Origin of the sequence: Cryobacterium algoricola (genome assembly GCF_004402485.1) — a bacterium.
Taxonomy (GTDB): domain Bacteria; phylum Actinomycetota; class Actinomycetes; order Actinomycetales; family Microbacteriaceae; genus Cryobacterium; species Cryobacterium algoricola.
Window position 1 is genome coordinate 36,291 of sequence record NZ_SOFG01000007.1, and the last position, 23,609, is coordinate 59,899.

Annotated in this window: 18 protein-coding genes; 7 read left to right on the forward strand and 11 right to left on the reverse strand. The window is 71.9% G+C overall.

Annotation, left to right across the window (positions count from 1 at the left end; genetic code table 11):
* Positions 1–14 precede the first annotated feature (14 nt).
* Entirely contained in the window at positions 15–959 is a 945-nt protein-coding gene (locus E3O44_RS04930) for an NADP-dependent oxidoreductase (protein ID WP_134533143.1), read from the reverse strand.
* 140 nt (positions 960–1,099) lie between these two features.
* Between E3O44_RS04930 and E3O44_RS04935 the strand changes: the two genes are divergently transcribed.
* The 3 genes from E3O44_RS04935 to E3O44_RS04945 are packed head-to-tail and all read left to right on the forward strand — an operon-like array spanning position 1,100 to position 3,666.
* Positions 1,100–2,119, forward strand: coding sequence for a LacI family DNA-binding transcriptional regulator (locus E3O44_RS04935; protein ID WP_134533145.1), 1,020 nt, complete (start codon positions 1,100–1,102; stop codon positions 2,117–2,119).
* Positions 2,120–2,128: 9 nt separating this feature from the next.
* A complete protein-coding gene (locus E3O44_RS04940; protein WP_134533147.1) occupies positions 2,129–2,653 on the forward strand; it encodes a pyridoxine/pyridoxamine 5'-phosphate oxidase in 525 nt (174 codons plus the stop codon).
* The gene (locus E3O44_RS04945; RefSeq protein WP_198415871.1) at positions 2,650–3,666 is read left to right on the forward strand and encodes an oxidoreductase; all 1,017 of its coding nucleotides are present in this window, start codon (positions 2,650–2,652) and stop codon (positions 3,664–3,666) included. Before E3O44_RS04940 ends, E3O44_RS04945 begins: the two co-directional genes overlap by 4 nt.
* Positions 3,667–3,827: 161 nt before the next feature.
* Here E3O44_RS04945 and E3O44_RS04950 read toward each other — a convergent pair whose 3' ends face one another.
* Entirely contained in the window at positions 3,828–8,903 is a 5,076-nt protein-coding gene (locus E3O44_RS04950) for an SCO7613 C-terminal domain-containing membrane protein (RefSeq protein WP_134533149.1), read from the reverse strand.
* A gap of 225 nt (positions 8,904–9,128) precedes the next feature.
* Complete coding sequence (locus E3O44_RS04955) at positions 9,129–9,944, reverse strand: alpha/beta fold hydrolase (protein WP_166792547.1); 816 nt, start codon at positions 9,942–9,944, stop codon at positions 9,129–9,131.
* Between the two features lie 82 nt (positions 9,945–10,026).
* Here E3O44_RS04955 and E3O44_RS04960 point away from each other — a divergent pair, with 82 nt between their 5' ends.
* Entirely contained in the window at positions 10,027–10,986 is a 960-nt protein-coding gene (locus tag E3O44_RS04960) for an AEC family transporter (RefSeq protein ID WP_134533153.1), read from the forward strand.
* 12 nt (positions 10,987–10,998) lie between these two features.
* Here the strand turns inward: E3O44_RS04960 and E3O44_RS04965 are convergent, their stop codons facing one another.
* The 3 genes from E3O44_RS04965 to E3O44_RS04975 all read right to left on the reverse strand — a co-directional run bounded on the left by E3O44_RS04965 (position 10,999) and on the right by E3O44_RS04975 (position 14,924).
* Entirely contained in the window at positions 10,999–11,631 is a 633-nt protein-coding gene (locus E3O44_RS04965) for an antibiotic biosynthesis monooxygenase (protein WP_134533155.1), read from the reverse strand.
* Positions 11,632–11,861: 230 nt separating this feature from the next.
* Positions 11,862–12,698, reverse strand: a complete 837-nt coding sequence (locus E3O44_RS04970; RefSeq protein ID WP_134533156.1) for an exodeoxyribonuclease III — start codon at positions 12,696–12,698, stop codon at positions 11,862–11,864.
* Positions 12,699–12,827: 129 nt separating this feature from the next.
* Positions 12,828–14,924, reverse strand: coding sequence for a PTS fructose transporter subunit IIABC (locus tag E3O44_RS04975; protein WP_134533158.1), 2,097 nt, complete (start codon positions 14,922–14,924; stop codon positions 12,828–12,830).
* 236 nt (positions 14,925–15,160) lie between these two features.
* Here E3O44_RS04975 and cofE point away from each other — a divergent pair, with 236 nt between their 5' ends.
* Genes cofE through fgd form a run of 3 tightly spaced genes read left to right on the forward strand, consistent with a single transcriptional unit; the run spans position 15,161 to position 17,900 of the window.
* Positions 15,161–16,174, forward strand: a complete 1,014-nt coding sequence (gene cofE / locus E3O44_RS04980) for a coenzyme F420-0:L-glutamate ligase (RefSeq protein WP_134533252.1) — start codon at positions 15,161–15,163, stop codon at positions 16,172–16,174.
* Positions 16,171–16,866: a 2-phospho-L-lactate guanylyltransferase gene (gene cofC / locus E3O44_RS04985; protein ID WP_134533160.1), complete on the forward strand. Its 696-nt coding sequence runs from the start codon at positions 16,171–16,173 to the stop codon at positions 16,864–16,866. Before cofE ends, cofC begins: the two co-directional genes overlap by 4 nt.
* Before the next feature lie 5 nt (positions 16,867–16,871).
* On the forward strand, positions 16,872–17,900 hold the full coding sequence (fgd, locus tag E3O44_RS04990; RefSeq protein ID WP_198415872.1) for a glucose-6-phosphate dehydrogenase (coenzyme-F420): 1,029 nt from the start codon (positions 16,872–16,874) through the stop codon (positions 17,898–17,900).
* A gap of 399 nt (positions 17,901–18,299) precedes the next feature.
* On the opposite strand, the gene E3O44_RS04995 is transcribed toward fgd, so the two are convergent.
* From E3O44_RS04995 to E3O44_RS05015, 5 genes are all read right to left on the reverse strand, one after another.
* Complete coding sequence (locus E3O44_RS04995; RefSeq protein ID WP_134533162.1) at positions 18,300–19,451, reverse strand: PTS sugar transporter subunit IIA; 1,152 nt, start codon at positions 19,449–19,451, stop codon at positions 18,300–18,302.
* An 86-nt stretch (positions 19,452–19,537) separates the two neighbouring features.
* The gene (cofD, locus tag E3O44_RS05000; protein WP_134533164.1) at positions 19,538–20,539 is read right to left on the reverse strand and encodes a 2-phospho-L-lactate transferase; all 1,002 of its coding nucleotides are present in this window, start codon (positions 20,537–20,539) and stop codon (positions 19,538–19,540) included.
* 76 nt (positions 20,540–20,615) lie between these two features.
* Positions 20,616–21,410, reverse strand: a complete 795-nt coding sequence (locus E3O44_RS05005) for an ABC transporter ATP-binding protein (RefSeq protein WP_134533166.1) — start codon at positions 21,408–21,410, stop codon at positions 20,616–20,618.
* Positions 21,401–22,474 (reverse strand): putative F420-0 ABC transporter permease subunit, encoded by a 1,074-nt coding sequence (locus tag E3O44_RS05010; protein ID WP_174775040.1) that lies wholly within the window; start codon positions 22,472–22,474, stop codon positions 21,401–21,403. Before E3O44_RS05010 ends, E3O44_RS05005 begins: the two co-directional genes overlap by 10 nt.
* A gap of 3 nt (positions 22,475–22,477) precedes the next feature.
* Positions 22,478–23,530, reverse strand: coding sequence for a putative F420-0 ABC transporter substrate-binding protein (locus E3O44_RS05015; RefSeq protein WP_134533167.1), 1,053 nt, complete (start codon positions 23,528–23,530; stop codon positions 22,478–22,480).
* Positions 23,531–23,609: the final 79 nt, after the last annotated feature.

The following is a 23,609-nucleotide window of genomic DNA, read 5'->3' on the forward strand; positions in this document are numbered from 1 at the left end:
GCCGGCAACGCGGGTCAGGGCAGCAGCACGATCTTGCCGCGCGGATGCCCGTGCTCGCTGAGGTCCTGGGCCGCGGCGGCCTCGGCGAGCGGAAAGACCGTCGCGATCTCGACGTCGAACCGGCCGGCGGCGGCCAGCTCGGTGGCGAGCTGCAGGCCCTCCGCCCTGAGCTCGACCTGCTCGGGGGTGAGCGGCACCGGGCTGCCGCCTGACCAGGCCTGGATGCCGAGTTCTGCTGCCTTCCAGCCGACCACGATCGTGCCGATCCTGCTGCGGTCGTCGACGAGCGCGAAGGAGGCCTCGAGGGCCTCATCGGTGCCCGCGGCATCCAGGACGACATCGACGCCCTGGGGCGCGACCGCGCGGATGCGATCGACGAGGCCGGGCCCGTACACGACCGGGGTGGCGCCGAGTTCGGCCAGCCGGGCCTGGTTCGGCTCACTCGCCGTGGCGATCACGGTCGCACCGTCGAGCAGGGCGAACTGGATCGCGGCCTGGCCGACGCTGCCGGAGCCGCCGTGGATGAGCAGGGTGTCCGCGGACCCCAGCCCGAGGGAACGGAGCGCCTGGTACGCCGTCCCGGCCGGTACCCCGAGGGCGGCGGCCTCCGCCCAGCCGAGCCCGTCCGGCTTCCGGGTGAGCTGCGCGGGGGTCGCCGTCAGGCGGCTGGCATAGGCACCCGCCGCGCCGAGGATGATCACGGCGTCCCCGACCGACCAGCCGGTGACTCCGGCACCGACCTCGACGATTCGGCCGGCGGCGTCGGAGCCTGGCCGCCTCGGCGTCGTGATCGGGCCGGTCGGGCGGATGGCCCTCCGGATCTTCCAGTCGATCGGGTTCACGCCCGCCGCCCGGACCGCGACGACGACCTCGCCCACGGATGCCCGGGGCTCGGCGACCTCGACCAGCTCGAGCACCTCGGGTCCGCCGAATTCCGTGTACTGAACGACCTGGGCCATGTGCGTCTCCTCGCGTGAGTGCCGGGGGAAGAACAACCCCCTCTCGCATTTTGACACCTCCGCGCTCCCGCCATAGTCTGGGCATCAGCTTGGAAACGTTTCCACTTAACGCAGTCCCGGCCGGGCAGGGGAGTGCAGTGATGGTCACCATCACCATCAAGGATGTCGCCGCACTCGCCGGCGTGTCCGTCGCGACGACGTCCCGGGTGCTCTCGGGCAATCCCGCCACCTCGGCGGACGCCCGCTCCCGGGTGCATGCGGCCGCCGCAGAACTCGACTATCACCCGAACGCCCAGGCCAGGGCGCTCCGGTCGACGCGCACGCACGCGATCGGACTTCTGGTGCCGGATGTCCGGAACCCGTTCTTCGCGGACCTCGCGCACACGGTCGAGCAGGCGGCCCTCGTGCACGGCTTCGCGACGCTGCTCGGCAACGCGAACGAACGGAAGGACCAGCAGGACCGCTACCTCGACAACCTGATCGCCCGGCGCGTCGACGGCATCATCGTGGCGCCGCTCGGGGACGGGAGCGGCAGCATCCGCTCGGTCGTCGGCCGGGAGATCCCGGCCGTCTTCATCGACCGCACCATCGAGGGCATCGATCTGCCGAGCGTGACCACGGACAGCGACACCGGGATCCGGGAGGCGGTGGATCACCTCGCCGCGCTCGGGCACACCCGGATCGGCTACATCGCGGGGCCGCAGTCCACCTCGACCGGCCGCGAACGCTACGCGAGCTTCGTGCGGGCCGCCGGCGACCGGGGCCTCAGCCTCGACCCCGCGCTCATCGTCTTCGGCGACTTCCAGGCCGAAAGCGGATCCACCGCCGTGCGCACCCTGCTCGCCCTCAACGAACCGCCGACCGCGCTGCTCGTCGCGGACAGCCCGATGGCGATCGGCGCGATCGGCGCGATCCAGAGGCTCGGCCTGCGGATCGGCACCGACGTCGCTCTCGTCTCCTTCGACGACATCGACTGGCTCGCCCTGCTCGACCCGCCCGTGAGCGTCATCGCGCACAGCGTCGCGGACATGGGCCGGATCGCCGTCGACATGCTCAGGACCGTGATCGACGGCGGCGCGCCAGAGTCCGTGCGCCTGCCCAGCCGGCTGATCGTCCGCGCCTCCTCCGCGACACCGATCGATCCCGGCCGATCCCGCTAGGCTCGGCGCGTGACCGAATCCTTCCGTTCCCTGTTGCGCTCCCTGCCGGACTTCCCGGCCTCCCTCCCGCCCTTCGACGCGAAGGCCGCCGAGTCCGATCCCACCCTGCTCTTCCAGGGCTGGCTCGCCGCTGCGCTCGCCGCCGGGGTACCCCAGCCGCACGCCTTCAGCCTGGCCACGGCGACGGCCGCCGGCCAGCCGTCCTCGCGGATGCTGATCCTCAAGAACATCGACGAAGCCGGCTGGCACTTCGCGAGCTCGGTGACATCGCGGAAGGGGCTCGAGCTCAGCGAGAACCCGCGCGCCGCGATGAACTTCTACTGGCCGCAGCTGGGTAGGCAGGTGCGGGTGGTCGGTTCGGTCATCGAGCTCTCGGCCGAGGCATCCGCCAGGGACTGGGACGAGCGCCCGGCCACAGACGGCCGGCCCAACCCGAGCTGGCGGCTCTACGCCCTGCAGCCGAGCGAAATCGAATTCTGGCAGGCGAGCGCCGACCGGAACCACGTGCGCTACCGGATCGAGCTGTCGAAATGACCGCCGCTTCGTCGATGAAATCGCCGAAGAAGTCCGGCTGGACCGCCGCGGACATCCCCGACCTCCGCGGCCGCACGGCCATCGTCACGGGAGCGAACTCGGGGCTCGGCTTCGTGACGGCGTCGGAGCTGGCCGGGCACGGGGCATCCGTCACCCTCGCCGTGCGCGATCTCGCGCGGGGCGAAGACGCCGCGCGGCGCATTCTGGCGGGGCTTCCTGCCGGCCGGGCAGCGGATGCCGCGGTGCAGGTGCGCGTGCTCGACCTGTCCAGCCTCGCCTCGGTTCGGGCCTTCGCGAGCGCCTGGCTCGCCGCGCACCCGGGCGGACTCGACATCCTGGTCAACAACGCGGGCGTGATGAACGTGCCGGAACGCCGGACCGCCGACGGATTCGAACTGCAGTTCGGCACCAACCACCTCGGCCACTTCGCACTCACCGGGTTGCTGCTGCCCGGCCTGCTCTCCCGCGCCGTCGCCGGCACGGACACCGTCGGGGGAGCCGGCCGGAAGGCCAGGGTCGTCACGCTCTCCTCCGCCCTGCACCGGCGCGGCCGGATGGACTTCGACGACCTGATGGGCGAGCAGAAGTACAAGCCGTGGGCCGCCTACGGCCAGAGCAAGCTCGCCAACCTGCTCTTCACGAGCGAACTGCAGCGCCGGGCCGACGCCGCGGGGGCACCCCTGCTCGCACTCGCCGCCCACCCCGGGTACGCCCGCACGAACCTGCAGTCCGTCGGCGCGAGCATGCGCGGCAGCGGTTTCGAACGCCGCCTGACGGAGCTCGCGAACCGGGTGCTCGCCCAGCCCGCGGAGATGGGGGCGCTGCCCTCGCTCTACGCGGCGACCGAGCCGGGGCTCGGCGGGAACACCTTCGTCGGGCCGGACGGCTTCGGTGAGCAGCACGGCCACCCGCATCCGGTCGGGCGGTCCGAGCGGGCCGCCAACCGAGCGGATGCCCTCCGCCTCTGGTCGGAAAGCGAACGTCTCACCGGGGTCACCTTCGATCTCGGCTGACGCCCTGTCGCTCCTGTAGACGAGCTCGGCCGCTCGTCGCATTCCTGCGTCCACGCCCGCGCCGGTTTTCGCAGGCCGCGCCCGAAACGGCGGGCGCGGCCTGCGAAAACGGGAGCGGCGGCGGCGCCGCGCGCATCCGGTCGCGCTGGATTAACGGGGGACTAGCGGAGCGAGGAGATGCCGAGTGCGATCTGCTTGAGGTTCCGGATCCGCTGCTCGTAGCGGGCGGCGAGCACGATCAGCAGGGTGCCGCCGATTCCGAGCCACAGCCACCAGGCGACGGCGGCGTAGGCGAGCGCGATCCACGGCCACAGCTGGGCGAGACCGTGCACGAGCAGCACCACGGCGCCGAGGACGAACGGCGCCTGCAGCCGCTGACGGAGGCCGACCAGGAGCACGCCGAGCGCGAGCACGCCGAGTCCGACGACCCGCCAGAGCGGGCTCTCGGTCACGTCGAGCAGCAGCGATGGAACGAGTAGCACGACCAGGCCGGGCGCGAGCCACGGCCAGCTCCGCGCGGACGGCGTCGCCTCGAGGTGCAGCCAGCCGCTCGCGACGAGTGCGACGGCGAGTGGCACGCTCACGATCTCGATCGGGTGCGGCACGCCGTGACCGTAGCCGGCGAGCACCGCGACTCCGCCGGCAATGATGGCCAGCCAGGCCACCCAGCGACCGCCGCGGCTCGGGTCGAGCTGGAACAGCGTGACGTGCACGGCGGAGAAGGTCCACGCGAGCAGCACCACGCGGATCGTCGCGAGCGGCTCGTAGCCGAGTGCGGCGACTTCGGCCCCGAGCACGCTGGCCATCGCCAGGACGACGAGACCGTAGCCGGTCAGGATCGCCGCGGCATCCGTCCCTGGAGCCCGCTGCGGACCAGGCGGCGTCAGACCGGGCAGTGCACCGGTGAAGCGGATGCCGTCGCGTGCGCCGCCGCCGCCGGTGCCGCCGGTGCCGTCGGTGCCGTCGGGCGCGCGGTCGCCGACGGCAGCGGGGAGCCCGGCGAGGGTGCCCCGGCGGACCCCGGCCACGAGAATGATTCCGGTCGCGGTCGTCAGGACGGCAGCGGGTAACAGCCAGCCCTCGAGCCGGGAGTCCGGCCCGTCCGGGACGCTGTCGAGGAGCGGGCTCACCCGGTTCAGGGCGGTGAGCAGTACGGCGACGAGTCCGGCGGCGACGGCCGACCAGGCCAGCGGGTGCCACGCCGGTGCTGCGCTGAGTGCGGCGCCGCCGATCGCGAGCGCGCCGCCGAGAGCGAGCACGAGGATCGGGCGGAGCAGGGACCCGTCCGGTGCCTGCGGGAGCGTGGCGCTCGGGAGTACGGCGAGCAGGAGGCCGGCCTGGATCCAGAACTGGGTCGACCGGGCCGCGCCCGCGCCCGGAAGGGGGTCGCGAAAGAAGTCAGCCGCGAGGAGACGTCCGGCGACGATCGCGAGTCCGACGGGCACCGTCACGATCTCGAGCGGAACCGGGACGCCGTGCAGGTACCCGCCGATCAGTGCCACGCCGGCCCCGCTGAGGGCGGCCCAGGCGAGGGCGCGGCCCTCGGGGGTGCGGTCCCACCGGATCAGGCCGACGTGCACGGCCGCGCAGGCGAGGGCGAGCAGTACGACGCGCGGGGCGGCGAGCGGGATCTCGTCGGGGGCCGCTGCAGCGAGGCTCAGGACCTCGGCGAGTGCGCCGAAGGTGATGGCGAGCGTGAGCAGGCCGTAGCCGGTGCGCACCGCGAGCCGGGCGGTGATGTGGGCGTCACCGGCAGCCGAGGCGTCCCCGAGCATCCGTCGCCCGGATCGTGCGCTGAGGATTCCGGCGACCACGAGAACCAGCAGCGCGGGCAGGAGCCAGGCCTCGATGAGCAGGCCCGCGTCCTCGGGGCCGCGGAGGAGTGCCACGATCCGGCCGCCACTCGTCACGAGGAGCCCGAGGGCGCCGCTCGCCGTGGCCGCCGCGAGGTACCCGGACCGCGGAGGGGTCCAGCGCACGGCGCAGCCCACAAGGAGCAGTACGGCCGAGGTACCGGCGACCGCGAGCGGGCGGGCGAGCGCGCCGGTTCCGGAGACGAGCGCGAGGGGCACGAGCGCGACGAGCAGCCCGGCGAGGGTGAGCCAGCCGGCGACGGGGCTCCCGGCGGTCCGGCGGTCGACCAGGCCGAAGCGGCGGATGAGCGCGGCGAGCACGAGCAGGACCGCCGCGACGGGCAGGACATAGGGTTCCAGGGCCTCGGTTCCCGACCGGGAGAGGCCGAGCCAGAGGCCCGCGATCCCGAGGCAGAGCGCGACCCAGCCGAGGTGGCGTCGCGGGGAGCGCGAACCGAACAGCCCGTCGGAGGCGATCGCGGCCAGGAGCGCGGCGAGGCCGGCGAGGAGGAGCGCGACCCAGCCGAGCGGGCGGCCCGTGGCGATCGCAGTGATCGTTGCCGGGCCGAGCACGAGCAGCGCACCGGCCTCGAGGGCGAGCCGGTCGGAGGGGCGGCGGGGCATCGACGGGGGTGTTCCGGGCGGCGTGCGCGACCCGAGCGACCCGAGCGTGAGCCCGAGGGCACAGCAGAGGATGGCGGCGGCAGGCGCGGCGACGTCGGCGACGGTGGTGGGGGCATCCGTCGCCCGGAGCACGGCGCCAAGGAGCAGGAGCAGCACCGGGGCGAGCGCGACGATCGCGGTGAGGCGCTCGATGGGTGCACCGACCCGGTTTCCGCGGAGGGCGAGCCAGAGAGCGGCGGCGGCGAGCAGAACCGCGGTGTGGATGATGCCCGCGACCGGTTCGGGCTGCAGCAGGTCGGCGCGTCCGGCGGGGTCGAGGGCCGCGGCGAGGCTCGCGACCGCCAGGGCGAAGGCCAGGATCGTGGGGGCGAGCAGGGTGCGGAACGCCCAGCGGCGCTCGGTGGGCTGCACCCACCGGGGCAACGGAACGGCGAAGAAGAGCTGGAGGAGCGCGGTCGCGGCGGTGAGGCCGCGCAATTGATCCACGAGCAGCACCGATGCCGGTGGGCGGGCGCCGAGGGTGAGCGCCCACGGTGCGACGACGGCGGCGAGCAGGGTGAGCAGGACCGCGCCCGCGAGCAGTGCGCCTCGCCCCTGCGCTCGTCGGCCGCGTGCGGGCTGGTCGGCGGGTCCGGAGACGTTCGCTTCCTGGCCGGCGCCGAGCAGGCCGCGGGCGAAGACGAGCGCGAGGATGCCGGCGGCCGTGCCGATCCACCAGGTGTCCGAGCGCGCCCAGCCGACCAGGAAACCGAGGGAGATGCTCACGATGACGAGCGCGAGCACGATCGGACGGAGGGATCCGAGCGGCAGGCGGCCGTGCTGGTGCGCGAAGAGAGCGAGTAGGGCGCCCGCGCCCACCAGCGCGAAGAGCGCGGTGACGAGCCACAGCAGGCCCGAAACCGGCCCGGTGAACGGCACCGCGAGCACGAGAGTCGCAGCGAACAACGCGGCGACGAGGCGTGCGCGGGCGCGCAGCAGCCCCCCGGCGCGCCAGCTGGCGGCGGCGAGGGCGCCGGCGACGACAAGGGCGCCAAGGGCCCAGAGACTGGTCGCACCGACCGGGTTGTCCAGCTCGTCGAACCAGGAGAGGAGCGGATTGAACGTGGTGCCCGGGTCGCTGGAGAACACCGTCAGGCCGCGCACGACCGCGACACCGAGCGGCCACGCCGCCGCAGAGAGCGTCGTCGCGAGGCCGAAATAGCCCGCCGCAAGTGCTGCGGTCAGGGCGGCGACGCGCTCGGCGGTGCGCCGGGCTCCGGTGGCGCGGTTGGACAGGAACTCCAGGCCGAGCGCAAGGGCCAGCGCGACCAGCAGGGGCGCTGTGACGAGCAGCGGCATGGTGCTGGTGCGGATCGCGATGATCAGGGCGATCAGCGAGAGCGCGAGCGCCGCGACGGCCGAGCAGAAGCACGCGAAGACGAGCGATCCGGCACCCGGGGCCGGAAGCGCCGAGCGCACCCCGACGACCATGGCCGCGTGCACGGCCGCGACGAGCGCGACCGCGCCGAGCAGCCAGAGCGGGGCGACCTCGCTGCCCGGGTCGACGAAGAGGGCCGTTGCGAGCGCGCCGAGCAGCGACACGACGGCGAAACCGAACACGATCGCCCGCTCGGGCGCCCGGTCGGCACCGGGTCGGCGACCGGCCGGCGCAGCGGCACCCGTCGATGGTGACACCCGTGTGAAGCGGTGGATGAGCGCGCCGACGGCTGCCCCGAGGCACGCGAGGTAGACCCGGGTCACTCCGTCCTGGCCGACGGCCGCGGCGGAGACGAGCAGGCCGAGACCGGGCGCGGCGGCCGCGAAGCCGGCGACGCTCGCGACCCGCAGACCGGACACGGCGTTCCAACCGAGGAACAGCACGGTGCAGAGGAGGAGCGTCACTCCCCAATAGCCGTCGGCCTCTGTCGCGCCGAGCCCGAAGAGGTCGTTCTGGCGGAGGGACCAGGCGTCGAGCAGCACGAGCACGACCGCGAGGGCGCCGATGCCCTCCGCCGTGACCCCGAGACCGCGCCGCTTGAGCAGCGCGGCCGTGACCAGTGCCCCGGCGGTGAACGCCCCGACGATGAGGGAGCGCACGAGGAGCCCGGCGAAGATCCACGCCACCGTGAGGAAGAAGATCGCGGCGACGGACACGAGCGTGACCCCGACCAGGAGCAGCAGGATCTGCACGCTCGACCGTTTCGGCGGGAGCGACGGGTCCCGCAGCGCCGGTGCGGACTGCGGGGGTGCCTGCCGCGGCGGGGACGGGCGGGGCGTGGATTGGCTGGGCGGCGACTGGTGGGGCTGCGTGGACATCGCGGGCGCGGACAGGGAGGGCGCCGGCGTCGCGTGCGCGGACGGAACCGGCACCGAAGAAGCGGTCGAAGCCGCACCCGCGATCGGGACGACCAGGGGAGCAGTCGCGGACGGTTGGGGCAGCCAGGACAGGGGAGGCGCCGGAGCGGGCGCGGTCGGCGTCCGCTGCACTTGCTGGGCGGCGGCCCGGGCCTGGGCGGCGTCGAAACGCAGCCGCCCGATCAGTGCGACGCGCCGGTCGAACAGTTTCGCGGCATCCGTTGACACGGCGAGAAGGTCTGCGGCGACCGGATGCCGCAGGTCGAGCCCGCAGGACGGGCACCCGTATGGTGCGAGCGGGGTCTGGCAGGCCGGGCACAGGGTCGTGTCGGTCAGGTCGCGGAGCGCGCCGGGCCAGAGCACCGTGCCCGCGTACTGTGCGAACGGATCGGGTACGGCGGAATCGCCGCCGGCCGGTTCTGACATCCTTGCCCCTCGCTAGATGTGGACTGCCCCCACAGGCTATCGTGCGGCCGCAGGCACGCGGCGGCCCCCGTTCGGCCTGTGGAGAACCGCTTCCGTCTCCCACCCCTCGCCCCCTCTCGTTCCGCGAGAGCGGAGTTGTGGCCCTCAAACCAGCGTTTTAAGGGCCATAACTCCGCTCTCGCGGGAGGTCGAGCGGATGCGCGGGGAGCGGAGCGCGGGAGGGGGCTAGAGGCCGTTGGAGGTGAGCCAGTCCAGGAGCACGCGCTCGAACTCCTCGGGACGCTCGACGCTCGGGAGGTGCGCGGTGTCGCGGAAGGTGCAGCCGCTCGCGAAGGGCAGCGTCGACAGCAGGTACTCGTACTGGGCGAGCGCCGGCGTCACGTCGAACTCGCCGACCGTCACGAGCGCGGGAACCTCGATGTCGATCACCCGGTTGCTCGCGGGCGGTTCGAGCGGGATCGGCACCGGACTCTCCTCGGCGTGCACAACGTTGACCCGGTTGAGCGCGTACGCCGTCGACACGAACTCGGGGTCGAGGGCCTTCTCGTCCCTGGTCGGCCCGATCGCCCAGAGCGCGACCTCGAGCCGGGCGAGCCGGTGCCAGTCCCGGGCGTCGAAGGCCTCGTCGAGCTCGTCGAAGCGGGCATCCTCGAGCTCGGTGAGCTCGACCTCGGGGAACCCGCTCGGGCCGGACCCGATCGTGACGAGCCCCGCGACCCGGTCCGGGCTCTCCACGGCGATGTCGATCGCGATCGACCCTCCGCGCGAGCAGCCGATGAGGGTCGCGGACGCAATGCCGAGATGGTCGAGCAGGGCGAGCGCATCCGCCCGGTTGGAGAACGCGACGTTCTCGGTCGAGGTCTGCCCGAAGCCGCGCGAGTCGAACCGCACCACGAAGTGCTTCGCGGCGAGTGCAGCGACCTGGGGGTCCCACATCCGCAGGTTCGCGATCCCGGCGTGCAGCAGCAGGATCGCCGGTGACGACAGCGCGCCCTCGGTCTCGTAGTAGAGCGACGCACCCGGAACGCTGAGATGAGGCATGCTTCGAGCGTACGGCGGCGGCGTGACCGCTGGCAAGGAACCGGCTCCCGCTGCGGCCGAACTGTCCCCTAATCTGGGAGTAATGAGCGGCGTCCTGGTCGGGTTCTCCATCATCGGATTCGTGATCCTGGTGGGCTACCTCATCGAGCGTGCGGGGTTCGCCGGCCCCTCGGCGGGGTTCGTGCTCAACCGGGTTGCGTTCTTCGTGGCGATGCCCGCGTTGCTGTTCACGGTGTTGAGCCGCACGGATGTCCGGGTCGTGTTCTCCCGCTTCCTCCTGACGACCCTGTGCAGCGTCCTGATCGTGGTGGCCCTGTACCTGGTCGCGAGCCGGTTCCTCGGCCGCGGCAGCGGTCAAGGCGCGGTGCCGCGCCGGGACCGGGTCGCCGAGACGGTGCTCGGGGCCGCCGGCGCCAGCTACGTCAACTCGAACAACATCGGCCTGCCCGTTGCGATCTACGTGCTCGGCAGCGCGCACTACGTCGCCCCGGTGCTGCTCCTGCAGTTGCTCTTGTTCGCCCCGATCGTGCTCGGCATCCTGGACGTCACCACGAGCGGGCGGCTCTCGTTCCGGGCGGTCGCGACCCAGCCGCTGCGGAACCCGATGATCCTCGCGTCGCTGTGCGGGCTCATCGTGGCGGTGTTCGGCATCCCGATCCCGGAGGCCGTGTTCGCTCCCCTCGACATTCTCGGCGGGGCCGGCGTGCCGATGGTCCTCCTCGCGTTCGGCATGTCGCTGCACGGCGACCGGGTGCTGCGGCCGGGGTCAGGCCGGCGCCAGGTCGTGCTCGCCGCCGTGCTCAAGATCGCCGTGATGCCGGTCGTCGCGTGGGCCCTCGGCCGGTTCGTCTTCGACCTCTCACCCGCGGAGCTCTTCGCCGTGGTGAGCGTGGCCGCGTTGCCGACCGCGCAGAACGTCTTCAACTTCGCGGCGCGGTACAACCGGGGCACGATCGTCGCGCGCGACACCGTGCTGATCACGACGCTCGCCGCTGTGCCGGCGCTGATCGTGGTCGCCGCGCTACTCGCGCCGGTCGCGTAGCGTCCCGGACTGTCAGACCCGCGGGCGGCGGTAGGCGGATGCCGGCGGCCGGGTCAGCCACGGACGGAGCCACCGCGTGATCCACGGCATCACGAGCAGCGTCATCGTGGGCGCCATCACGAGGGTCGTCAGCAGGATGCGGGGCACGATCGGAAAGCCGCCCCACTCGGGGATCGCGAGGGTGACGAGGAACGTGAAGACGACATTCGTCGGAAAGAAGCCGAGGCCGATCGCGACCGTCTGCTTCCACTGCGAGGGCTGATAGATGCTCGAGTCCGCGCCCTCCTGCGGGGTGTCGAACCAGCCTTCGATGCCGGTGCGCTTCTGCACCCGGGCGTCGAGGATGTAGTCGACGCCCTGGGCGAGCCACTCGGCGCGTTCATCGGACCCTTCCCAGGCATCCAGGGAATCGGAGTTGTCGAAGCGGTAGAGCATGTGCCAGCTGAGCGAGTCCGCGCTCGTGCGCACCCAGCCGGAGCCGAGGAACCCGGGGAACGCACTCGCGAGGTCCATGCCCTGCTGGGCCCAGTGGGTCGCCTCGGGGATCCGGGTGGGCTGCACGCGGCGGGTGATGGAGACGGTGATGGAATCGGACGGCCCGGCCGCCGCCGGATTGCCATCATTCCCCGGCGATGCGGAAGACATGCATCCAGTATCCTCGACGGCCGCGGTCCCGGTCGAGCCCCCACCGCATCCTTCCGCTCAGGCATCCCCGTGCGGCGGTATGGTTCCGAATTCAGGAGTTGAGCCCCACAGGTGCTCGAACTCAGCGGATGTGCGGCACTGGTCTGCGACCCGGGGGACCGCACTCGAGCTCAACTCCTGAATTCGGAACCACACGGGGCCGGTAGAGCCATGCGGGTCGAGCGGCTCGACTAGAAGATCATTGGGCGGTCGTCGTCCTCGTCGTCGAGGGTGAGGTCGACGACGACGGGCACGTGGTCACTCGGTGCGTCGCCCTTGCGCTCGTTCCGGTGGATGCTTGCGTCCGTGACGAGGTCGGTGAACGCCGGCGAGCCGAGAATGAAGTCGATGCGGAGGCCCTCATTGCGCGGGAACCGCAGCTGTTTGTAGTCCCAGTAGGTGAAGCCCTCCGGAACGAGGGGGCGCACCGGGTCGGTGAGCCCCGCGGCGGCGAAGGCCTCGAAGGCGGCCCGTTCCGGCGGTGAGATGTGCGTCGACACCCCGGGGATCAGCGTCGGGTCGCCGACGTCGGAGTCGAGCGGGGCGACGTTCCAGTCGCCCATCAGCGCGAGGGCGAGATCGGGGCGGGCGGCGAGTTCGGCGCGGGTGTGCCCGTCGAGCTTGGCGAGCCAGTCGAGCTTGTAGGCGTAGTGCGGGTCGTCGAGCGCGCGCCCGTTCGGTACGTAGAGGCTCCAGAGTCGCAGGTCGTTGACCGTGACCCCGAGCGCCCGGGCCTCGAGCGGCAGCCCGGGGCCCTCCTGGCCTTTGAGGAAGCCGGGCATGCCGGGGAAGCTCGTGGCGACATCCGTCATAGGGTGCCTGCTCGCGAAGGCGACGCCGTTCCACTGGCTGAGGCCGTGGATGGCGAGCTCGTAGCCGGCCTCCTCGAAGACGTCGGAGGGGAACTGCTCCGGCTTGCACTTGATCTCCTGCATGGCGAGCACGTCGATGTCCTCGCGCACGAGCCAGTCGACGACACGGGCGGAGCGGGCTCGGATGGAGTTGACGTTCCAGGTGGCGATGCGCATGCGCCCAGCCTATTTGACGGATGCCGCAGCTCGCGTTTGCCGGCACGGCTCCGTGAGGTGTCGCAGATCGACGTTCGCGGGACGTGGGAACCTCGATCTGCGACACCGCACGGCGCGCGGGTGCCGGCCTCAGGGGGCTACGGGCGCCGACTGCTTCGGGCCGACCTGGGCGGCCAGCGCTGCGAGCACGTCCGCCGGGGTCGCCGCGGCCTGGAGGGTGGCGCGGAACGCGGGCTTCATCAGGGCGCGGGACAGCTGGGCGAGCACCTTCAGGTGCTCGGTTCCGGCCGCCGCTTCCGGAACGGCGATCAGGAAGATCAGCGTGGCCGGGGTGCCGTCCGGCGAGGTCCAGTCGACGCCGTGCCTGCTGCGGGCGAAGGCCAGGATGGGGGCGCTCACTCCGTCCGACTTGGCGTGCGGGATCGCGATGCCGTCGCCGACCGCCGTCGTGCCGAGCTGCTCGCGGGCGAGGGCCGCCCGGACCACGAGGCCCTCGTCGGTGACGCGACCGGTCGTGCCCATCAGGCCGACGAGGGTGCGGATCATCGCGTCCCGGTCGGTCTCGGCGGCGTCGAGCACGATCGTGTCTTCGTCGATGTAGTCGAGCACCGTCTTCGGTGCTGTCGAGACGGATGTCTTCGCGGCGGCGGGCGTGACCGCCGCCGGGTCGGGCGTGGGGTCATCCGCCAGTGACGTGCTGGCCGGAGCGGAGACCGAAACGGGGGAACCGTTCGTCGGAGTCGTGCCAGCGACCGACGGTGCGTGGCGTTCCGCCCTGCGCGCCGATACGCCGAGAAGCAGCAGGGAGACGAGGGCGGTGACGACGGCACCGATGAGCAGGGCGGCGAAGTACATCGGCACCCCGGAGACCGCGCCGAAGACGGCGACGATGGGGCCTCCGTGCGGCACGGAGTCGGTGACCGCGAAGAGGGCGGCGATGCCACCGGCGACGGCTCCGCCGATCATGTTCGCGGGGATGACCTGCAGCGGCTTGGCGGCGGCGAGCGGGATGGCGCCCTCCGTGATGCCGAAGAAGCCCATGAACAGGGCGGCGATCCCGGCCTCACGCTCCGGCTTGGAGAAGTAGCGGCCGCGGATCAGGGTGGCCAGGCCCATTCCGAGCGGCGGAACGGCGATCGCGGCGGCGACCATGCCCATCGGGGCGGGGTTCCCCGTCGCGATCAGGGCGCTGCCGAAGAGGAACGCGGTCTTGTTGACCGGGCCGCCCATGTCGAAGGCGACCATGGCGCCGAGGATCAGGCCGAGCACGATCGCACTGCCGCCCTGCAGGCCGGTGAGGAACGTGCTCATGGTCGAGAAGACCCAGCTGATCGGCTGGCCGAGGGCGAGCACGAAGGCACCGCCGACGATCACGGTCGTGAGCACGGGGATGACGAGGATCGGCATGATCGGCTTGATGTAGCGGTGCACGGGGATCTTCTTGATGCCGAGGGCGACGAAGCCGACGAGGAATCCGGTGACGATGCCGCCGATGAAGCCCGCCCCGGATTCGGAGTGGTAGAACGATCCGGTCGTGGCGATCCAGCCGCAGATCATGCCCGGCGCGAGCCCGGGCCGGTCGGCGATCGCGTAGGCGATGAAACCGGAGAGGATCGGCACCATCAGGGTGAAGCCGAGCACGCCGATCTGGTTGATCGTCAACCAGAAGCTGCCCTCCGGGATGACGAGTCCCTTCGGGGTCGCCTCGCCGCCGAGGGAGAGCGAGATGGCGATCAGCAGCCCGCCGACCACGACGAACGGGATCATGTAGGACACGCCGTTCATCAGGGCGCGGTACAGGGTGCCGCCGAAGTCGGTTCTGCCGGTGGTCGAGGCCGGGGTCGCCCCGCCCGAACCGGCGGAGCCGTCGGCCGTGGGGGAGGGCTCGGCTGCGAGGGCCTCCCGGATCAGTGCGGCGGGGCGGTGGATGCCGTCGGCCACCCCGACGGAGACGATCCGCTTGCCCGCGAAGCGCGACGGGTCGATCCTGGTGTCTGCGGCGATCACGACGGCGTCGGAACGGTCGATGTCGGCCTGGCTGAAGGTTCCTTCGACGCCGACGGAGCCGTGTGTCTCGACCTTCATGTCGTAGCCCAGTTCGGCCGCCGCGGCCGCGAGTTTCTCTGCGGCCATGTAGGTGTGCGCGATGCCGGTGGGGCAGGCGGTGATTCCCAGGATCAGAAGCCGATGCGGTGCTATCGGCGCTGCGGTGAGGGGTTCGGGCATGGCTCGAGAGTCCTTCCGGGCCGAGGTCGACCGGAATCTCCGTGAACACCACAGCTCAATTTCATAAGCTTAACTAACTTCATTTCGCCCCGCGAACGAGGGTGACCGGGCGAGGTATCGCAGATCGACGTTCGCGGGACGTGGGAACCTCGATCTGCGACACCTCGGGAAGAGCGGGGACGTCCGGGCGGTTATGGGACGTGACAGGATCGAAGAATGAGCGGAAAGCGGGACCGGTGCACGGCGAACTGAGCATTTTCGCACTCGGCGGGATCGGCGAGGTCGTCGCGGGCGACGACCTCGCCGGGCTGATCCTCGCGGCCGCAGGTGCCGCCGGTGCCGGTGCGGGCACCCTGCTGCGTGACGGCGATATCCTCGCGGTCACGAGCAAGATCGTCTCCAAGGCCGAGGGGCGGGTGCGCGCGGCGAGTGACCGCGAGCAGGCGATCACCGACGAGACCGTGCGNTCCAAGGCCGAGGGGCGGGTGCGCGCGGCGAGTGACCGCGAGCAGGCGATCACCGACGAGACCGTGCGCGTCGTCGCGACCCGCGCCTACCCGGGCGGCGTCACCCGCATCGTCGAGAACCGGCAGGGCCTCGTAATGGCCGCGGCCGGCGTCGACGCGAGCAACACCCCCGACGGCCTCGTGCTGCTGCTCCCCTCCCAACCGGATGCCTCCGCCCGCACCCTCTGCGCCGCGCTCCGTGTGCGCACCGGGCTTCGCCTCGGCGTGATCATCACCGACACCGCAGGACGCCCCTGGCGCGAGGGCCAGACCGACATCGCGATCGGCGCGGCCGGCGTCGCCGTGATCGACGACCTGCGCGGCACGACGGATGCCCACGGCCGGCGCCTCGACGTCACCGCGCCCGCCGTCGGCGACGAGATCGCCGGCGCTGCCGACCTCGTCAAGGGCAAGGCGAATGGCACCCCGGTCGCCGTGATCCGGGGACTCGGCCGGCTGGTCCTGCCGCTCCCGGCCGCGGAGGCCCCCGATGCCGCATCCGCAGGCGCCGATGCTGCACCGACCGGTGCCGACAACGGTGCTGCTGACCGTGGTGCTGTCGATCGCGGTGCTGCGGTCCTGCGGCGCCCGAGCGAGACAGACATGTTCCGGCTCGGCAGTGCGGAGGCGGAGGCCCTCGGATATGCCCGGGGCTATGCGGCCGGAATCGCGGCCGGGCGGGCTGGCGACGCTGAAGCGGTCGCGGACGTTCCAGCCGCGGCCGCGAAAGCCGACCTGCCGTGAGCTGGGTGGTCGTGGTTCCGGTCAAGGGCAACCCGGGCGCGAAGACGCGCCTCGGCGGCCCCGGCCAGGACCGTGCCCGGCTCGCCGACGCGTTCGCGCTCGACACCGTTGCCGCCCTCACCGCCGCCGCCCCGGTCCTCGCCGTCTTCGTCGTGACCGGGGACACCGTCCTCGGCGCGCAACTCGCCCGCCTCGGCGCGCACATCGTCCCCGAGGTTCGGGACCAGGCCGACGCGCTCAACGCCGCGATAGTCGTGGGGCTGGCCGCGGCGGCCGCGGAGTTCCCGACCGCGCATCGTGCCGTGATGACCGGGGACCTGCCTGCCCTCACCGCGGCCGACGTCGAACGGGCGTTCGTGCTCGCCGCGGGGCACGAACGCTCGTTCGTGCCCGACGCCGACGGGACCGGCACGACGACCCTGCTCGCGCTCGCCGGGGTGCCGATCAGCCCGCGCTTCGGACCCGGCTCACGTGCCGCGCACGAGTCGGCGGGGCACGTTCCGCTCGCACTGCCCACCCGCTCCGGAATTCGCCGCGACGTCGACACCCCGGCCGACCTGGACCTGGTCGAACGGCTGGGCGCGGGACCGCACACGTCCGCGCTGTTCGCCGCGGCATCCGCCCCTCACCACGCACGCGTCCCACTTGCCGCACCCCTGGTTACGTCCACCGATCGCCCCCTCGAGAAATGAGCATCATGCTTCCTCTGAAACTCGGATACAAGGCATCCGCCGAACAGTTCGCCCCGCGCGAGCTGGTCGAGATCGCCGTCGCCGCCGAGCGGCACGGTTTCGAATCGGTCGCGGTGAGCGACCACTTCCAGCCCTGGCGGCACACGGGCGGGCATGCGCCGTTCTCGCTCGCCTGGATGGCGGCCGTCGGGGAACGCACGACGCGGGTGCAGATCGGTACCTCGGTGATGACGCCGACGTTCCGGTACAACCCGGCCGTGATCGCCCAGGCCTTCGCGACGCTCGGCTGCCTCTACCCGGGCAGGATCATGCTCGGTGTCGGGACCGGCGAGGCCCTCAACGAGATCGCGACCGGGTTCCGCGGCGCCGGCGCCCAGGACTGGCCCGAGTTCAAGGAACGTTACGCCCGGCTGCGCGAGTCGATCGCGCTGATGCGCGCGCTCTGGTCGGAGGACAAGGTGAGCTTCGAGGGCGAGTACTACAGCACCCACGACGCGAGCATCTACGATCGGCCCGAGGGAGGCATCCCGGTGTACATCGCGGCGGGCGGGCCCCTTGTGGCCGGCTACGCGGGACGGTCGGGGGACGGCTTCATCTGCACCTCGGGCAAGGGCATGGAGCTCTACACCGAGAAGCTGCTGCCGGCGGTCGCGGCCGGCGCGGAGAAGGCCGGGAGGGACGGGGCCACGATCGACAGAATGATCGAGATCAAGCTGTCCTACGACACCGACCCGGCGCTCGCGCTCGAGAACACCCGGTTCTGGGCGCCGTTGTCGCTCACGCCCGAGCAGAAGCACGACATCACCGATCCCTCGGAGATGGAGGCTGCCGCGGATGCCCTGCCGATCGAGCAGGTCGCGAAGCGTTGGATCGTCGGTTCGGACCCTGACGAGACGGTCGCGGCGATCGGCCAGTACATCGACGCCGGCTTCAACCACCTGGTCTTCCACGCCCCCGGACACGACCAGGAGCGGTTCCTGACGGCCTTCGAGCGCGACCTGGCCCCCCGCATCCGCGCCCGCGCCGGCGCCTGACCCGCACCTGGCCTTGTGGAACGCCGCCGCCCGGCGGAGCGCGCCATCGGCCGTGGCTAACTCAGGAGATTCTCGGGGCCGGGGCGGATCGGCCGCACTGGTCCGCGGGGTGTCCGCGGACGGTGGGCCGGATTTCCTGAGTTGGCCCCCGCAAAGGCGGGCGCCCGGTGTGGGGCCATGCCTCTTGTGGGCTGAGGCGATCCCCAATTCGGTGGCTCGGTGGCGTGGTGTGTATCCGGGTGAGTGTGGCTAACTCAGGAGACTCCCCGGGGTGGGGTGGATCGGCCGCACTGGTCCGCGGGGTGTCCGCGGCCGGTGGGCCGGATTTCCTGAGTTAGCCCCCGCCGGTGCCGGAGACAAATGGGTGTCACGCGGTGCCGGGTGGTCGGCCCCGCGGAGTCAGGCCTGGGGGTGCTCGGGCTTCTTGAGGTTGGCGCTGATCGCGAGGGCCTCGAGCACGGCGGCGGGAGTCTGAGCGGACTGGATCGCGGCGCGGAACGCCGGCTTCGCGAGGCAGCGCGAGAGCTGGGACAGCACCCGGAGGTGTTCGGTTCCCGCCGAGGCCTTGGGCACGGCGATCATGAAGATCAGCGTCGCCTTCTCACCGTCGGCCGAGTTCCAGTCGATGCCGTGCTTGCTCCGGGCGAAGGCGAGCACCGGCGCGAGCACGGCCTCGGACTTCGCGTGCGCGATCGCGATGCCGTTGCCCATGCTCGTGGTGCCGTGGGTCTCACGGCGGAAAGCGGCCTGGGCGACGAGTGCGACGTCGGTGATGCGACCGGTCGTGCTCATCATGCCGGCGAGGGTGCGGATCATCCGGTCCCGGTCGGTCTCGTCGACGTCGAGCACGATGGTGCGCGCGTCGATGTAGTCGAGCACGGTCTTCTTGCCTGTCGACACCGAGCCGGTCGTCGTCGACGGCACGATCGGGATCGCGGTCGTCAGCGGCATCGTCATCGTGGCGAGGTTGCGCTTGGGGTGCGGAGTGCTGATGACCACGGGCTCGGCCTTCGGGTGCACCAGGGACGGGGCTGATGCGACGGGGGCGGATGCCGCGGCTGCGGCCGAGGCGACGGCGCGTGTCCCCGGGGTCGCGGCAGGGGTCGCGGCCGAATCCGGAGCGGGCGCTGCGGCCCGGGAGGTTGATGCGCCGGTGGAGTCGACCGAGGGGGCTGCGGCGCGAGCGGCTGCGGTGGCGGAGTCGGCTGCGACCGTCTGAGTGCCTCGCTGGGCGCTACCTGCGGGGTTCGCGGCCGTGCCGGCGGCGGTGTGGGGGGCGCCGGCAGCAGCGTGCCCGCGGATGCCTGAGGGGTACGCGGTCGTGGTGGCGGCGGGGCGCGCGGTGTCCGTGGCGCGCGCGGAGGCGCTGGAGGCGCTGGGGGCGATGCGTCGTGCCGCGCGGCGCCGGGAGACGACGATCGCGACGACGACGGCCGCCACGACGATGACGGCCACGATGAGCACGGGGACGATGGCCGGCATGCCGGGAACTGCTCCGACGACGGCGGTGATCGAGCCGCCGTGCAACACGGAGTCGAGATGTGCGGGCATGACAGTAGGGTCCTTCCGGTAGGCCGACCGGAATCGAGCGCTGAACCGGGGGCAAATTAGTTAGCTTAAGAAATAATTAGCCTGACTTAGTGTATCCCCCGCGCGGGCGACGCCACTCGGAACAATGTTGCCGCAATTTCCGCCGTCGTGTCCAGGTCGTGCATCCAGAGCGGCACGGCGAGCGAGCGGATGCCGGCGGCCGTGAGAGCGGGCAGGGCCGCGGCATCCGTTTCGTCGACGAGCCAGCCGTCCAGGAGGCCGCCGGTGGACCGGGCGCCATAGTGCAGGCCGACGGCCGCAGCGGTCGTGGCGACGCCGATGGTCTGGAGGCACGCGTCGGCCATGCCGCGAACGGCCGCTCCCGCGATGATCGGCGAGACGCCGACGACGCGGGCCGGGGTCGACCGCAGGGCGTCGCGGATGCCCGGGATCGCGAGGATCGTGCCGATCGAGACCACGGGGTTCGATGGCGGCAGGATCACGAGGTCCGCCGTCAGGATCGCCTCGAGGACGCCCGGCGCGGCCTCAGCTGCGTCGAGCCCGCGCTGCACGAACTGCGTGACCGGCACGCTCGCGCGGTACCGGACCCACCATTCTTCGAAGTGGATCAGGTCCCCGGCGCGGTGCTCGTCGGCATCCGCTGCGAGGCGGGCGTGGGTCTCGACCGGCTGGTCGCTCATCGGCAGCAGGCGGGCGCCGGGCTGCCAGCGCTCGCAGAGGAACGCGGTCGCCTCGCTCAGGGTGGAGCCGGAGCGCAGCAGGTCGCTGCGCACAATGTGGGTCGCGAGGTCGAGGTCGCCGAGCGTGAACCAGGACCAGCCGCGCCCGTACGCCGCGATCTCGGACGAGGTGCGGCGGGATTCGTCCGGGCGGCCCCAGCCCTGCTCCTCGTTGATGCCACCGCCGAGGGTGTACATCACGGTGTCAAGGTCGGGGCAGATCCGCAGGCCGTCGAGCCACATGTCGTCGCCGGTGTTGACGATGACGGTCACTTGCGCGGACGGATCGTTCGCCTCCAGGTAGTGCAGCAGCCCGCGCGTGAACCGGGCCCCGCCGATCCCGCCCGCCAAAACCGTGATCTTCGTCATACCCCTATCCTCCTGCAGTCGTCCTGCTGCCGCGAAAGCGGGTGAATCGTCGGTTTCGATGAGTCATAACGACGATTCACCCGCTTTCGCGAACGGGCGGGGCGGGGGGTGCGAAGAGCAGAGACGGATGCCCGCCGCGGGGGTGCGGGACGACGAAACTGTCCACGCCATAGACAGCGGCGATGACTGAGGGGACCAGCACCTCGGCGGGGGCGCCGGCAGCTGCCAGGCGGCCGTCGGAGAGCAGCAGGATCTGGTCGCAATACGCGGCGGCGAGGTTGAGGTCGTGCAGGGCGAGGACCGCGGTGAGGCCGAGGTCCCGCACCTGGGCGAGCAGGCCGAGCTGTCCGCCGATGTCGAGGTGATTGGTCGGCTCGTCGAGCAGGAGCAGGCTCGGGCGCTGGGCGAGGGCGCGGGCGATCTGCACCCTTTGCTGCTCACCGCCGCTCAGGGAGCCCCAGTTCCGGTCGGCCAGCTCTGTGCCGCCGACCTGGGCGAGCGACTCGGCGACGATGCGCAGGTCCCCGGCCCCGTCGAATCCGCCGAAGATCCCGGTGCGGTACGGGATGCGACCGAGGAGGACGACCTCGCGCACGAGGAGGTCGATCGTGGGGCTCGCGTTCTGCTCGAGGAGGGCGATCCGCCGGGCGGTCTCGCGCCGGCCGAGGGTCGCGAGGGGCGCGTCGTCGAGGGTGATCCGTCCCGTCGTCGGGGTGTGCAGGCCCGCGATGAGGCGCAGCAGCGTGGATTTCCCCGCGCCGTTCGGGCCGAGCAGGCCGGTCACCGAGCCGGTCGGGATCGCCGCGGAGACGTCGTCCAGGATCGTGCGCCCGCCGATGCGGAACGACACCCGCTCGATGACTACACCCATGTCCCGGACTTCCGGCTCTTGATCAGCGCGATGAACACCGGCACCCCGATCAGGGCGGTGATGATCCCCACCGGCAGCTCGCGCGGATCGAAGACCGTGCGGGCGAGGGTGTCCGCGATCACGAGGAACACCGCGCCGGATACCGCGACGAGAGGCAGCAGTCGGCGATGCCCCGGCCCGCTGAGCCCGCGCACGAGGTGCGGCAGGATCAGCCCGACGAACCCGATCGCACCGCTCACGGCGACCATCGCCCCGGTCAGCAGCGCGACCAGGCCGAGGAGCGCCCAGCGGGTGCGGTTGACGTCGACTCCGAGCGAGGCGGCGGCAGTGTCGCCGAAGGCGAAGGCGTCGAGGCGGCTCGCGGCGAGCACGAGCCCGGTGCCGGCGAGGAGAAGCGCGCTCCCGGCGATGAGGACCGTGCCCCAGGAACTGCCGGCGAGGGAGCCGAGCAACCAGTTCAGGATCTCCCGGTAGGAGTCGCCCTTGGCCGCCCAGAAGATCACGAAGGAGGTGCCCGCCGCGCCGAGCTGGGCGATGGCGAGTCCGGCGAGCACGGCCCGTCCGGGCGTGATCGTTCCGCCGACCCTGGCGATCGAGAGCGTCGCGACGAGCGCGGCGAGTGCCCCGGCGAAGGCGGCGAGCGGGAGCGCGACCCCGACGCCGAGGATCACGACGCAGACCGCGCCGAGCGACGCCCCCGACGACAGGCCGAGCAGGTACGGGTCGGCGAGCGGGTTGCGGGTCACGCTCTGCATGACCGCGCCGCTCAGGGCGAGGCCGGCGCCGACGAACGCCGCGGTCAGCACCCGGGGGAGCCGCAGCTGCCAGACGATCGCGTCCGTGAGCACGGGCACCGTGCCGGAGTGCGGGAAGCCGAGGTGCGCCGCGAGGCTGCCGAGGACATCCGTGAGGCTCACCGGGGCGGGCCCGATCGTCACGGCCAGCGCGGAGACGAGCACGAGAGAGGCCAGGGCGAGCGCGAGCCACAGCCCGAAGCGAGCGTTCCGGCGAGCGGATGCCGCCGGCCGGGTCCGTCCCGCCGCGGAGCCCGTGACCGCTCTCACCGACTACTTGCTCAGCGAGTTGAGGTCGGCCAGCTGGTCGATCGTCGTGGCCGCGGCCTCGACGTTGCGGATGCCGGCCTCCGTCGAGGCGAACGGGAGGGTGATGTAGCGCTTGTTCTTCACCGCGGAGAGGTTCTTCGTCGCCGGGTTCGCCTCGAGGGTCTTGATCTTCGACTCTGCCGTGTTCCAGGTCGCGTCGACGAGCACGATGACGCTCGGGTTGGCCGCGACGACGGATTCCCAGCCGACCGAGGTCCAGGTGTCCTTCACGCTCGCGAAGACGTTCGTGAGGCCGGCGGCATCCATGATCATCTGCGGCGCGCCGATTCCGGCGCCGACGTACGGGCTGTCGACGCCGCTCGAGTACCAGACTGCGGAGGTCTTCGTGGTCGCGGGGGAGAGCGTCGTGAGCTCCTTGCGCTGGGTGGCGACGAGCCGCGCGGCGGCCTCCGGGGCGCCGAACACGGCGCCGGCCTGGGTGATCTCGCCGAAGACGGTGTCGAAGGTGAGCGGGTTGGGCTGGGCGGCGCCCTTGCAGGCGGACGGAGCGACGTAGCTGCCGATGCCGACCGCGGCGAGGGTGTCGCGGGTACCGACACCGTCGGCGGCGAAGTTGGACTCCCAGCCGCCGAAGACGAAGTCCGGGTTCAGGGCGAGCACGGCCTCCTGGCTGGGCAGGAAGTCGCTGACGACCTTGAGGTTGGTGCCGATGGAACTGAGCGCCTGCGGGAGCGGACCGTCCAGGAACGCGGTGCCGACGATGCGGTCGCCGAGACCGAGGGCGAGGAGGAGTTCCGTGGCCGACGACTTGATCGACACGATCCGGCTCGGGGCCTTCGTGATCGTGGTCGTCCTGCCGCAGTTCTCGATCGTGAGCGGGTAGGCCGGCGTCGCCGTCGGGGTGGCGCTGGCCGTTGCCGCATCCGGGGCGGGGCCTGCGGGAATCGGGCTCGTGGTCGCGCAGCCTCCGAGGAGGGCGGTGAGCGCCGTGGCAGCAATGAGCGCCGGCCAGGCGCGAGAAGCGCGGGGCCCGCGGGAGAACGGGAGACGTGTCATGAGACCTTCGGTGGCCGGGCGGGACTTTCTGAATCGTACCAGCGCCTGATAACGGTTTCGCCGATCGCTTGCCACGGGC

What these genes read in the sequence shown, in the direction of transcription:
- E3O44_RS04930 (WP_134533143.1), bottom strand. Translation starts at nt 959, where the DNA reads ATGGCCCAGGTCGTTCAGTACACGGAATTCGGCGGACCCGAGGTGCTC.
- E3O44_RS04935 (WP_134533145.1), top strand. Translation starts at nt 1,100, where the DNA reads ATGGTCACCATCACCATCAAGGATGTCGCCGCACTCGCCGGCGTGTCC.
- E3O44_RS04945 (WP_198415871.1), top strand. Translation starts at nt 2,650, where the DNA reads ATGACCGCCGCTTCGTCGATGAAATCGCCGAAGAAGTCCGGCTGGACC.
- E3O44_RS04950 (WP_134533149.1), bottom strand. Translation starts at nt 8,903, where the DNA reads ATGTCAGAACCGGCCGGCGGCGATTCCGCCGTACCCGATCCGTTCGCA.
- E3O44_RS04955 (WP_166792547.1), bottom strand. Translation starts at nt 9,944, where the DNA reads ATGCCTCATCTCAGCGTTCCGGGTGCGTCGCTCTACTACGAGACCGAG.
- E3O44_RS04960 (WP_134533153.1), top strand. Translation starts at nt 10,027, where the DNA reads ATGAGCGGCGTCCTGGTCGGGTTCTCCATCATCGGATTCGTGATCCTG.
- E3O44_RS04965 (WP_134533155.1), bottom strand. Translation starts at nt 11,631, where the DNA reads ATGTCTTCCGCATCGCCGGGGAATGATGGCAATCCGGCGGCGGCCGGG.
- E3O44_RS04970 (WP_134533156.1), bottom strand. Translation starts at nt 12,698, where the DNA reads ATGCGCATCGCCACCTGGAACGTCAACTCCATCCGAGCCCGCTCCGCC.
- E3O44_RS04975 (WP_134533158.1), bottom strand. Translation starts at nt 14,924, where the DNA reads ATGCCCGAACCCCTCACCGCAGCGCCGATAGCACCGCATCGGCTTCTG.
- fgd (WP_198415872.1), top strand. Translation starts at nt 16,872, where the DNA reads ATGCTTCCTCTGAAACTCGGATACAAGGCATCCGCCGAACAGTTCGCC.
- E3O44_RS04995 (WP_134533162.1), bottom strand. Translation starts at nt 19,451, where the DNA reads ATGCCCGCACATCTCGACTCCGTGTTGCACGGCGGCTCGATCACCGCC.
- cofD (WP_134533164.1), bottom strand. Translation starts at nt 20,539, where the DNA reads ATGACGAAGATCACGGTTTTGGCGGGCGGGATCGGCGGGGCCCGGTTC.
- E3O44_RS05005 (WP_134533166.1), bottom strand. Translation starts at nt 21,410, where the DNA reads ATGGGTGTAGTCATCGAGCGGGTGTCGTTCCGCATCGGCGGGCGCACG.
- E3O44_RS05015 (WP_134533167.1), bottom strand. Translation starts at nt 23,530, where the DNA reads ATGACACGTCTCCCGTTCTCCCGCGGGCCCCGCGCTTCTCGCGCCTGG.